The organism is Actinoplanes sp. NPDC049599 (assembly GCF_044465625.1).
Taxonomy (GTDB): Bacteria; Actinomycetota; Actinomycetes; order Mycobacteriales; family Micromonosporaceae; genus Actinoplanes.
This window is the reverse complement of the sequence record NZ_JBITLX010000045.1, coordinates 40666-52128: the sequence shown is the minus strand read 5'-3', so window position 1 is coordinate 52128 and position 11463 is coordinate 40666. Positions and strand designations below refer to the sequence as shown.

10 protein-coding genes are annotated in these 11463 nt (G+C 71.8%); 4 read left to right on the top strand and 6 right to left on the bottom strand.

The genetic code is table 11. The annotated features are described in order from the left end of the window. Window positions 1-91: 91 nt before the first annotated feature. The 3 genes from ACIBQZ_RS41240 to ACIBQZ_RS41230 form a co-directional block, all read right to left on the bottom strand. The gene (locus tag ACIBQZ_RS41240) at window positions 92-1189 is read right to left on the bottom strand and encodes a MinD/ParA family protein (protein WP_396094405.1); all 1098 of its coding nucleotides are present in this window, start codon (window positions 1187-1189) and stop codon (window positions 92-94) included. 1566 nt (window positions 1190-2755) lie between these two features. Then, a complete protein-coding gene (locus tag ACIBQZ_RS41235; RefSeq protein WP_396094404.1) occupies window positions 2756-3724 on the bottom strand; it encodes a hypothetical protein in 969 nt (322 codons plus the stop codon). 1 nt (window position 3725) lies between these two features. Further along, window positions 3726-5018 carry an adenylosuccinate synthase gene (locus ACIBQZ_RS41230; RefSeq protein WP_396094403.1) on the bottom strand — a complete coding sequence of 431 codons (1293 nt, stop codon included), beginning with the start codon at window positions 5016-5018 and terminating at the stop codon, window positions 3726-3728. A 186-nt stretch (window positions 5019-5204) separates the two neighbouring features. Here ACIBQZ_RS41230 and purD point away from each other — a divergent pair, with 186 nt between their 5' ends. Next, window positions 5205-6446, top strand: a complete 1242-nt coding sequence (gene purD, locus ACIBQZ_RS41225; RefSeq protein WP_396094402.1) for a phosphoribosylamine--glycine ligase — start codon at window positions 5205-5207, stop codon at window positions 6444-6446. A 129-nt stretch (window positions 6447-6575) separates the two neighbouring features. Here the strand turns inward: purD and ACIBQZ_RS41220 are convergent, their stop codons facing one another. Beyond that, entirely contained in the window at window positions 6576-6983 is a 408-nt protein-coding gene (locus tag ACIBQZ_RS41220) for a lysostaphin resistance A-like protein (RefSeq protein WP_396094411.1), read from the bottom strand. A gap of 694 nt (window positions 6984-7677) precedes the next feature. After that, window positions 7678-8130, bottom strand: coding sequence for an SCP2 sterol-binding domain-containing protein (locus ACIBQZ_RS41215; RefSeq protein WP_396094401.1), 453 nt, complete (start codon window positions 8128-8130; stop codon window positions 7678-7680). A gap of 178 nt (window positions 8131-8308) precedes the next feature. Between ACIBQZ_RS41215 and ACIBQZ_RS41210 the strand changes: the two genes are divergently transcribed. Genes ACIBQZ_RS41210 through purB form a run of 3 tightly spaced genes read left to right on the top strand, consistent with a single transcriptional unit; the run spans window position 8309 to window position 10721 of the window. Beyond that, window positions 8309-8809, top strand: a complete 501-nt coding sequence (locus ACIBQZ_RS41210) for an ArsR/SmtB family transcription factor (protein ID WP_396094400.1) — start codon at window positions 8309-8311, stop codon at window positions 8807-8809. Then, a complete protein-coding gene (locus tag ACIBQZ_RS41205; RefSeq protein ID WP_396094399.1) occupies window positions 8806-9303 on the top strand; it encodes a hypothetical protein in 498 nt (165 codons plus the stop codon). Before ACIBQZ_RS41210 ends, ACIBQZ_RS41205 begins: the two co-directional genes overlap by 4 nt. Further along, complete coding sequence (gene purB / locus ACIBQZ_RS41200; RefSeq protein ID WP_396094398.1) at window positions 9300-10721, top strand: adenylosuccinate lyase; 1422 nt, start codon at window positions 9300-9302, stop codon at window positions 10719-10721. The genes ACIBQZ_RS41205 and purB overlap by 4 nt, the downstream gene beginning before the upstream one ends. Window positions 10722-10778: 57 nt before the next feature. Here purB and ACIBQZ_RS41195 read toward each other — a convergent pair whose 3' ends face one another. Continuing rightward, entirely contained in the window at window positions 10779-11462 is a 684-nt protein-coding gene (locus ACIBQZ_RS41195; protein ID WP_396094397.1) for a S1 family peptidase, read from the bottom strand. Window position 11463: the final 1 nt, after the last annotated feature.

Genomic DNA, 11463 nt, shown 5'->3' with positions numbered 1-11463 from the left:
GCCGCATAACCACCGCTTCAACCAAGACCCATCCCACGCCGCTGCGCGACGCGGGATGCTGCCGCGCGTCTGGTCACCGTCGATTTTCGAGTTAGAGGCCTTCGGCGACGGCGGCGGCGATTTTCAGCCAGGAGTCGCGGGTGCCGTTGGAGAGGTGGCCGTAGCGCAGTGGTTCGCCGGAGTCGATGAGCTTTTCGTAGGGTGCCAGCAGCACTGCGCGGGTGCGGGCGGCGAAGTGGCGTTGGATCGCCGGCAGGTCGATGTCCTTGCGGGTCGGTGGCATCGTCACCACGCTCACGGCCTGGCGGACCAGTCGCTGGCGGCCGCTCTGTTCCAGGTGGTCCAGCATGCGGGCGGCGGTCTCGGCCGAGTCGTTCCGGGCCGACATCGTGATCACCAGTTGGTCGGTGGCGTCCATGGCCGCCTGCCAGTTCTGGGCGCGCACGTTGTTGCCGGTGTCCACGAAGATCAGTTTGTAGAACCGGCTGACGATCTCGCGGATCTCGGCGAACGCGCTCGCGGTGAGCATCTCGCCCGCCGTCGCCGACTCGTCCGAGGCGAGCACGTCGAACATGCCCTCGCCCTGCGCCCGCACGTACTGGCTCAGATCGCCGACCCGGCCGTGCGAACCTCGGAACAGATGCAGATCCCGCATCATGTCGCGGACGGTACGAGCGTGGAAGTCCTGCTGCGCCCGCATCCCGAGGGTGCCCTGGGTCTCATTGTTGTCCCAGGCCAGCACGTAACCGCCGCGCTTCTGCCCGAACGTCATCGCCAGCAGCAGCACGGCCACGGTCTTGCCGGCGCCGCCCTTCGGGTTGACCACGGTGACCTGCCGCAGCCCGCCGAAGTTGCGCCGGACCATCTCGACGTCCTGCTTGTACTCCTGCTCCCGCTTGCCCGGCGCTAGCCGGACCAGGCCCATCGTGCCCTTCTGCAGCATGGCCCGCGCACCCATGGTCGCGGTCGGCTCGGCCGGCTTCGCCAGCCGGCGCCGCGCGAACTCCTCAGCGGTCGGCGTCCCGTCGGAAACCCACGGCAGCTGCTGGTACGGGTCGACAGGCGGCGGCTGCTGCTGGTTCGGCGCAGGCGGCTGGACACCCTGGAGCGGTGGCTGCGGCTGGGCTGCGCGGGGGTCGATGGTCGGCGGGAACGGCCCGGGGACCGGGGGCGGCTGGCCGTTGGTCATCCACGGCTGCTGCTCGACCGGCCACGGCGCGGGCTGGCCTTGGTGGGGCTGGCCTTGGTGGGGCTGGCCTTGGTGGGACGGGCCCTGGTGGGACGGGCCCTGGTGGGACGGGCCCTGGTGCGGCTGGCCTTGGTGCGGCTGGCCCTGATGAGGGATGGGCAGATGCGGCGGCGGACCGGCCTGGTTTGGAGCAGCCTGGTTCGGCCCGGGCGGCGCCTGCCTTGCCTGGATCGGCGCAGCCTGGTCGAGTCCGTCCCGGTTTGGTCCGGCCTGGCCAATTTCGGCCTGTTTGGGCGCGCCCGGGTTGGGTCTGGCCTGGTGGGGTCCGGCGTGGCTGGGCCCGCCCAGGGTCGGGCCGGGGGGCGTCGGGCCAGGAGGGCCGCCCTGCCGAAGTCCCGCTTGCAGCGGCCCCGGCTGGCTGGGAATCGCCTGGTGGGGCGGCACCGCAACGGAAGCCACACCGGTCTGACCAACGCCATCCTCCTGGACCCCGGCCTGCTGCGGCCCAGCGGTCTGCGGCCCGCCGGTCTGCGGCCCGCCGGTCTGCGGCCCAGCGGCGTGCGGCCCAGCGGTGTGCGGTCCGCCGGTCTGCGGCCCAGCGGCGTGCGGCCCAGCGGTGTGCGGTCCGCCGGTCTGCGGCCCAGCGGCGTGCGGCCCAGCGGCGTGCGGTCCGCCGATCTGCGGCCCAGCGGCGTGCGGCCCAGCGGCGTGCGGTCCGCCGATCTGCGGCCCGGCGGCGGCCTGTGGTCCGCCGGTCTGTGGTCCTGTGGTCTGCGGTCTGGGTGCCGGATGGGCGCCGCTCGCCCGCGGCCCAGCATCCTGCGACCCCACCCCCTGGCCGCCGCTCGGCCGCGGGGTGTTCGGGCCGACCGGTCCCGGCCGGTACACAGCCCCCGAGCCCTGTTCCTCCTCAGCCTCCTGCCGCGGACTCCCAGTCGGCACATGCGTGGGACCAGCGCTGGACACAGCCCCGGTCCGTGGCCCGAGCGGGTCGGTTGCGGGCCCCGGTGCCGGGCTTCCGTCCGGCTGTGTGGGTCGCTGCGGTGGCTGCGCCCACGGCGAGTCCGTCGCCGGCGCGGGGCCGTCGCTGGACGGCGCTTCAAAAGTGTCCGGAGTGGTCGGTGCCGGAGAAACGTGGGCAGATCCGGAGAAGTGCCCCGAATCCTGGGCGGTGCGGGGCGGGATGTTCGGCCAGGGCTGAGCCGCGTTGGGGTCCGTGCCCGGGCGGGGGATCTGTGGCTGGGGCTGCTGCTGGGGGAATCTCGGCGGAGCCGGCGGTGGCGTCACGATCCGGTCCAGTGGCCGGTAGACGCCGGAATCAGGCTGCTGCGGTGGAGTCACCGGCGGGAGCGGGAAGGCCTGCGGTGCGTCGCGTGGCACCGGCTTGCCGCCGTGCACCGGAGCGTTCAGTTCCTCCGGCGGCCAGAACGGTTCGACGTCCCGGTCGGGTTCCGTGCCGTTGGTGCCCGGGACGTAGACGCGGTCGGCGTTCTCGTCCTCCACGGATGCGACCTCCCCCGTTACAAAGATTCGTACCTGAGTGCTAGTTCAGACTCGCACAAAGGGTCATCCCGCGTACACCGCCCAGGCGCCGGGCTCGATCCACCAGGAGCGCTTGCGGGTCATCGTGCCGGCCACGCCGTCGTCGAGGAACTGCAGGTCACCGTCGCGGGGCAGGACCGAGACCGCGCGACCGCGGGCGCGGCGCACCTCCACCCGTACCCTCGGCTTCTGGAAGCGTTTCTTGATCACTACCGGGACCGCCACCGCGACCTCGATCCGGCCGTCGGCCGGGTCCGGGTCGGCGAGCAGCGGCAGGCCGTCGAACTCGGCGTAGGCGCCGGCGTTGCCGATCGCGCAGGCGATGATCCGGTCGGTGCCGTCGGAGAGCACCGCGTCGTCCACCTCGATGCGGCCGCGCCAGGGCACCGCCGCGCCGGCCTCGTCCGCGCCGCCGACCAGCGCGCCGTCCACGGTCACCGAGCCGCCGTCGTTGCGCAGCAGGTCGAGGCGGCGGATGGTGCCGCCGAGCACGGCCGCGGCGACGGCGGACGGCTCGCGGGGCAGGCCCAGCTGGGCGGCCAGATCGGTGCGGCTGGCCGGGTCCAGCGGCAGGATCGCCACCGGCGGCAGGTCGGGCACGGTGCGGTTGTCGGCCAGGTCGGCGGGGCGCTTGCTCGGTGGGGGCGCGTACCGCCGGACCAGCCGGCGCATCACCGCCCGCAGCTGGCCGTCGGTCGCTGTCGCGACGACCAGCCGGAGCTTGCTCTCCGGGTCGGGCCAGGACAGGCCGTCCGGCCGGGCCGGCGCGTCGAAGCGCGCGATGACCGCGTCGATCTCCGCGTCCGAGGCGGCGGTCACCGTTTCGACCCGCGCGCCGGCCTGGGTGAGCGCATCCGCGCACTTCAGCACCGGTACGCGCGGAGTGTCGCAAACCTCAGGCCCGGCGGACCCGCAGCCGCCGCAGGCCGAACCGCACGCGCCCGCGGCCGAGCCACCACCCTCGGCCAGGCTGAGCAGGATGACGTCGTACACGTCAGGCCTCGCTCAGCACCGAGTGCCGCTCGATGACTTCCTCGCGGCCCGGGCCGACGCCGACCACGGAGATCCGTGCGCCGATCCGCTGCTCGACGAACTCGACGAAGCGCTGGGCGTTCTCCGGCAGGTCGGCGAAGCTGCGGGCGCCGCTGATGTCCTTCTTCCAGCCCGGCAGCGTCTCGTAGATCGGCGTCGCATGGTGGAAGTCGCTCTGGCTGTACGGCATCTCGTCGTGCCGCACCCCGTTCACGTCGTACGCCACGCAGACCGGGATCTCGTCCAGTCCGTCGTAATTGTCCAGTTTGGTCAGGGCGAAGTCGGTGACACCGTTGATCCGCTGGGCGTAGCGGCCCATCACCAGGTCGAGCCAGCCGATCCGGCGGGGGCGGCCGGTCGTGGTGCCGTACTCGTGGCCGACCCTCCGCAGGTGGTCGCCCACCTCGTCGTGCAGCTCGGTGGGGAACGGGCCCTCGCCGACCCGGCTGGTGAACGCCTTGAGCACCGCGACCACCCGGTCGACCCGGGTCGGCGGGATGCCGGAGCCCGTGCAGGCCCCGCCGGCGGTCGCGTTCGAGCTGGTCACGAACGGGTACGTGCCGTGGTCGACGTCGAGCAGGGTGGCCTGGCCGGCCTCGCAGAGCACGACCTTGCCGGCGTCCAGCGCCTGGGACAGCTCCAGCGCGGTGTCGGCGACCATCGGGCGCAGCCGCTCGGTGTAGGAGAGCAGCTCGGCGATGACCTCGTCGGGCTTGATCGCGCTGCGGTTGTAGATCTTCGACAGCACCTGGTTCTTGAACGACAGGGCCGCCTCGACCTTCTGCCGCAGGATCGACTCGTCGAACAGGTCCTGGATGCGCACGCCGAGCCGGTTCATCTTGTCCGCGTACGTCGGGCCGATGCCGCGGCCGGTGGTGCCGATCCGCCGGGCGCCCAGGTAGCGCTCGCTGACCTTGTCGAGCGTGCGGTTGTACGACGCGATGACGTGGGCGTTCGAGCTGATCCGCAGGCGGGAGGTGTCGATGCCGCGGGCCTCGAGGCCGTCGATCTCCTCGAAGAGCACGGCCAGGTCGACCACGACGCCGTTGCCGATCACCGGGGTCACGCCCGCCGTGAGGATGCCGCTGGGCAGCAGGTGGAGGGCGTACTTCTCGCCCTTGATGACGACGGTGTGGCCGGCGTTGTTGCCGCCGTTGAACTTGACCACGTAGTCGATCCGGTCGCCCAGGAGGTCCGTGGCCTTGCCCTTGCCCTCGTCGCCCCACTGGGCGCCGACCAACACGATCACCGGCACTTGACTGACGCCTTCCGTTGAAACACGTCGTACACGGAGAGGCCCGGGTACTGCCGAAGTTTACGCGACCCCGCAGCTCGCCGCTCACCGGTTATCCACAGCGTTATCCACAGCGTGTCGCGGGTGCACTGTGGACCTGTGGACGACCGCGCACGAGATCAAACCCCGGCCCGTAGGATCTGCGGCGTGCGTGTACTTCTGATCGGATCCGGCGGCCGCGAGCACGCCCTTGCCGTCGGCCTCGCCGCGGACCCCTCGGTGGAGCAGCTGATCGCCGCCCCCGGCAACCCCGGCATCGCCGCGGTCGCCGAGCTGCGTGACGTCTCCGCCGCCGATCCGGCGGCCGTGGCCGCCCTGGCCGTGGAGACCGCCGCCGACCTGGTGGTGATCGGCCCGGAGGCGCCGCTGGTGGCGGGCGTCGCCGATGCCGTACGCGCCAAGGGCATCGCCTGCTTCGGCCCGAGCGGGGCGGCGGCGCAGCTCGAGGGCTCGAAGACGTTCGCCAAGGACGTGATGGCCGCCGCGGGTGTGCCCACCGGCCGCTCCTTCACCTGCACCACCGACACCGAGGTGGCGGCGGCGCTGGCGGAGTTCGGCCCGCCGTACGTGGTGAAGAACGACGGTCTCGCCGCGGGCAAGGGCGTCGTGGTGACGGATGACCGTGCCGCTGCCGAGGCACACGCCCGGGAGTGCGGCCGCGTTGTCATCGAGGAATACCTGGACGGCCCCGAGGTCTCCCTGTTCGTGGTGACCGACGGCACCGCGGCGGTGCCCCTGATGCCGGCGCAGGACTTCAAGCGCGCTCTCGACGACGACGAGGGGCCGAACACCGGCGGCATGGGTGCCTACGCGCCGCTGAGCTGGGCGCCGGCCGACCTGGTGCCGCGGGTGATGGCCGAGACGGTGCTGCCGACGCTGGAGGAGATGCGCTCGCGCGGCACGCCGTTCGCCGGGCTGCTCTATGTCGGCCTGGCCCTGACCAGCAAGGGTCCCAAGGTCATCGAGTTCAACGCGCGCTTCGGCGACCCGGAGACGCAGGTGGTGCTGGCGCTGCTGGCGACACCGCTGGGCGAGCTGCTGCACGCGGCGGCGACGAGCACCCTGGCCGACTTCCCGCCGCTGCGCTGGCACGAGGGCGCGGCGGTGACCGTGGTCGTGGCCAGCCACAACTACCCGGGCACGCCCCGCACCGGCGACGTGATCACCGGCGGCGAGCAGCCGGGCGTGATCCACGCGGGCACGGCCCGGCGCGCCGACGGCGCCCTGGTCTCGGCGGGCGGGCGCGTGCTGAGCGCGACGGCCACCGGCGCGGACCTGGCGGCGGCGCGGGCGGCGGCATATGCGCTGGTGGAGGGCATCTCGCTGGAGGGGTCACACCACCGGACGGACATCGCGCTGGGCGCGGTGGAGGGGCGCATCACGCTCTGATCGCGGCCTTCCGTGCGACGCGGTGGAGGGGGCGTGTCGCGCTCTGATCGCGGCCTTCCGTGCGACGCGGTGGAGGGGGCGTGTCGCGCTCTGATCGCGGCCTTCCGTGCGACGCGGTCGAGGGGCGCGTCAAGCTTTGATCGCGGTTTCCTGTGGCGGCGCGGTTCGGGTGCGGACCGCGAGCACCGCGACCGGGACGAGCATGATCAGCCAGCCCTGCCAGCCGCTGAGCCCGGTCAGCCAGCCGTCGATGCTCGGCTCGGCCGCCTTGTCCGCGACCACCACCTGCACAAACCCGAAGACGACGGTGTTGTTGACCGCGTGGCCGACCACCGCCGGCCAGATCGACCCGGCGGCCAGCCGCAGCCATCCCAGCACCATGCCGAAGAACACGCAGAAGATCGTGAACGGCAGCAGCGACCGCAACGAGTCCCCGCTCATCGAGAACCACGGCCCGACGAAGAACGGCAGGTGCCACACGCCGCAGATCACGCCGATCAGGACCAGTGCCGGCCACGTGCCCAGCCGCTCGCGCAGTCGGGTTCAGCAGGTAACCGCGCCAGCCCCACTCCTCACAGAACGCCAGCGGCAGGATCAGGGCAAACTGCGCCAGGTTGGCGACCAGAGCTTGCCCGATCAGATCCCAGGGGACCCCGGCCTGGCCGGCGGTTCCGGGACCGTAGGCGTCGCGCAGCGCGGAGAACCCGTCCAGGTCGGCCGGATAGATCCCGGTCACCGCGTTGAGGGTGACGGCCAGCGCCGACATCACGATGAACAGCACGAAGGCGAGTAGGCAGTAGCCGACCGTCCGCCGGGTCGGGCGGACCGGAACCAGCGCTGTCGCCTCGGCGAGGTTCCCGGGCCGCCACACGTAACGAGCCGCCACCCAGGTCGCGACCGCGACCGACAGCATCGCCGCGAAGAAGAGTATTCGTACGCCGGTGACCTGCTCGAACACCCAGAGCACCCAGGGCAGCCCGAACGCGATCGCGAGAAACACCCGGACGTCGGCGCTCGGTCTGCTCATCCCCATCGGGTCATCATGCCGATCGTCGCTGCCCGTCGCTGTCCCGTGGCGATCACCGGTGGGGAGGCCGCTGTTCAGCCCGGCGGCGGCGCAACGGCCCGGGGCCGGCACGGGGGTCGCCTGGTCGTGGCGGGGCCTGGCTGTGCGCGTACCGCGGGAAAATGCACCGCCCCGCCGAGGTGCAGTCGGCGGGGCGGTCGGGGTTCAGCTCTTCGGGATGTCGAAGAGCTTGGCCACCTGGGCCGCCAGGCCGAGGTCACCCTTCGCCTTGATCTTGCCGGTCATGAACATCATCATCGGGTTGCCGTCGCCGGTGACCACCTTGAGGAACGTCACCGGGTCCATCGTCATGGCCAGCTTCGGCTCGCGGGCCGGCTGGTTGGTGACGGTGCAGGCGCCGTTCTCGATCACCGTCTCGTAGGTGTCCGTGCCGCCGGCCGGGCCGCCCGTGATGTTCCAGTGGATGACGGCCTGGGTGGCGCCGGCCCGGTCCGCGCGGAACAGCGCCGGCATCCGGTCGAACACCTCGTCCAGGATCTTGGTGCGGCTCTCGGAGCCCATCACCTCGGAGATCTTCGAGTCCGGGGTGGACTTGATGAGCTGCGCGAACTCCTTCGGGCCGAGGGAGACGAGGGCTTCGGGGCTGAATTCAGTCATCGGTGGACCTTTCGGGATGAGCGCCAGACCTACTCGCGAGTAACCCTAGCGATAACCGCGTAGTCCCGCATTGTCTCAACCATCAAACAAGTGTTGGACAGTGAGCCCTGTCTCTCCTAAGCTCCCCAACATGTCTTTGGGAGATGACTCGGACCGTCGCCAGGCCAGCTTGCGGGCCATGGCGCATCCCGTGCGGCTGCGGATGCTGTCCCTGCTGACCGGCGCCTCGCTGACGGCCGCCGATATCGCCCGCGAGCTCGGGCTGACCCACGCGAACGCCAGCTACCACCTGCGCAACCTGCTCAGCGCCGGGCTGATCGTGCAGGCCGGCGAGGAGCGCATCCGGGGCGGCGTCGCCAAGCGCTACCGCTACGACGCCGAGCGGGACCGGGAACGTGACCGCGAGACGATGATGAGCGAACACGGCGCCGACGCCCAGCGCGCCCTGTTCGCGGCCGTGGCCAACGAGCTGATCCGGCGCACCGCCGTCGCCGACTGGTCGATCGGCGGGTCGATGACCGACGCCGAGCTCTGGGTCGACCCGGAGGTCTGGCGGGAGATCCGCGACCGGGTCAGCCAGGCCGGCCGCGACCTGCACGACGCGGCCCGGCCGCCGCACACCCCCGGGACCATGCGCACCAGCACGACCATCGCGATGTTCCGGATGGCGGAGTCATGAGCGCGGGCGCGTTCGCGCCGCTGCGGCACGTGCCGTTCCGGTTCATGCTGGCCGGGCGCACGATCAACTCGCTGGGCAACGCGATCGCGCCCGTCGCGCTCGCCTTCGCGGTGCTCGACCTGACCGGCTCGCCCAGCGACCTGGGCCTGGTCGTCGGCGCCCGGATGCTGGTCAACGTCCTGGCCGGGCTCGGCATCGAGCAGTTCGCCGTGGCGTGGGAGACCTCGATGCAGGAGCACGTCCCCGCCGACAAACTCGCCCGCGTCTACTCGTACGACATGGTCGGGTCTTTCGTCGCGATCCCCGTCGGTCAGGTCGCGGCCGGGCCGATCGCCGAGGCCGTCGGCGTCGAGCCGACGCTGATCGGCGCCGCCGTCCTGATCGGGCTCGCGGTCGCCGGCATGCTGGCCAGCCGGGAGGTGCGTAACCTGCGGCACCGGCTGCCGACGAGCCCGGAGCCCGGCGCGGCGGTCGTGAAAGAATCGGCGTCGTGAGCATCCCGAACGTCCTCGCCAGCCGCTACGCGTCCGCCGACCTCGTTGACCTCTGGTCGCCGGAGGAGAAGATCCGGATGGAGCGCCGGCTCTGGCTCGCGGTCCTGCGGGCCCAGCGCGACCTCGGGGTGGCGCTGCCCGACGGGGTCGTCGAGGCGTACGAGGCGGTGGTCGACGATGTTGACCTCGCCAGCATCGCCGAGCGGGAGCGGGTCACCCGGCACGACGTGAAGGCGCGCATCGAGGAGTTCAGCGCGCTCGCCGGGCACGAGCACATCCACAAGGGCATGACCTCGCGCGACCTCACCGAGAACGTCGAGCAGCTGCAGATCCGGGCCTCGCTGGAGCTGATCCGCAGCCGCATCGTCACCACCCTGGCCCGGCTCACCGAGCGCGCCCTGGAACACAGCGACCTCGTGCTGACCGGCCGGTCGCACAACGTCGCGGCCCAGGCGACCACGCTGGGCAAGCGGTTCGCGAGCGCGGCCGAGGAGCTGCTGATCGCGTACGAGCGGCTGGACGATCTGCTCGGGCGTTACCCCCTGCGCGGCATCAAGGGCCCGGTCGGCACGGCCGCCGACCAGCTCGACCTGCTCGACGGTTCCTTCGAGAAGCTGGCCGGCCTGGAGCAGCGGGTGGCCGAGCACCTCGGCTTCACCCGGGTGCTGACCAGCGTCGGCCAGGTCTACCCGCGTTCGCTGGACTTCGACGTCGTATCGGCGCTGGCCCAGGTGGTCGCGGCGCCCTCGTCGCTGGCCACCACGATCCGGCTGATGGTCGGCCAGGAGCTGGTCACCGAGGGCTTCAAGGCCGGCCAGGTGGGCTCGTCGGCGATGCCGCACAAGATGAACACGCGCTCGTCGGAACGGGTCAACGGGCTGGCGGTGATCGTCCGGGGATACCTGTCGATGGTCGGCGAGCTGGCCGGCGACCAGTGGAACGAAGGTGACGTCTCGTGCTCGGTGGTGCGCCGGGTGGCGCTGCCGGACGCGTTCTTCGCCACCGACGGGCTGTTCCAGACCTTCCTGACCGTGCTGGACGAGTTCGGCGCCTACCCGGCGGTCATCGCCCGCGAGCTGGACCGCTTCCTGCCCTTCCTGACCAGCACGAAGCTGCTGGTGGCGGCCGTGCGCAAGGGCGTCGGCCGGGAGGTGGCGCACGAGGTGATCAAGGAGCACGCGGTCGCGGTGGCGCTGGCGATGCGGGAGAAGGGCCTCGCCGAGAACGATCTCTTCGACCGGCTGGCCGGCGACGAGCGGCTGCGGCTGTCGCGGGCCGAGATCGACGCTCTGGTGGCCGACCGCGCGGCCTTCGTGGGCGCGGCGCCGGCCCAGGTGCGGGCGGTGGCGGAGCAGGTGGCGGCGATCGTCGCCCGGCACCCGGAGGCGGCCGAGTACTCGCCCGCGGCAATCCTCTAGGCCGATGGTGCCGTCAGGGGGCGGCGGAGCTGGTCTCGCCGCCCCCCGACGGAATTCTCAGACGCCCGCGACCGAGGTGATCCACGCCCGGTTGAAGGCGACGCTGCCGTAGTACTGCCGGCTCGTGCCGTCCGCGGTCGAGGCCACGCCGACCTGCGCGCCGTTGTAGACCTCCGGGCCGCCGGAGTCGCCGCGCCACGCGTTGCCGCTGATCGCGGTCGAGCCGATCGCCCGGCCGCCGTACGCGTCGGTGACGTTGGTCGAGGTGACCCGGACCGTGGCGGTCTTCAGTGTGGTCGACGCGCTGCAGCCGCTGTAGCAGGTCTGGCCCCAGCCGTAGAGCGAGTTCGTCGAGCCCACCGGCGGGTACGCGCTGGACAGCGGCATGTAGCTGGTCGAGACGGCGCTGCTCAGGCGCATCAGGGCCAGGTCGTTGCGGGTGGTGGTGGAGCTGACCGTACGGGTGACACCGCCGGAGGTGCGGTTCACGCTGCCGACCCGCACCGACATCGTGCCGCTGATGCAGTGCCGTGCGGTCAGCACGTAGTTCGCCGAGATGATCGTGCCGGAACAGGTGAAGCTGCCGTTGCTGAAGACCGCGGCTGCCCAGGGCGCCGAGGCGACGGTGCTGCCGCCGATGATGTTGTCCGGTCCGGGTTCGACGGCGTTGGCGGCGGCGGGGACAGCCAGGACGCCGGTCAGGGCGGTGGCCAGAGAGGCGACGACGATGCGGATGCGCACG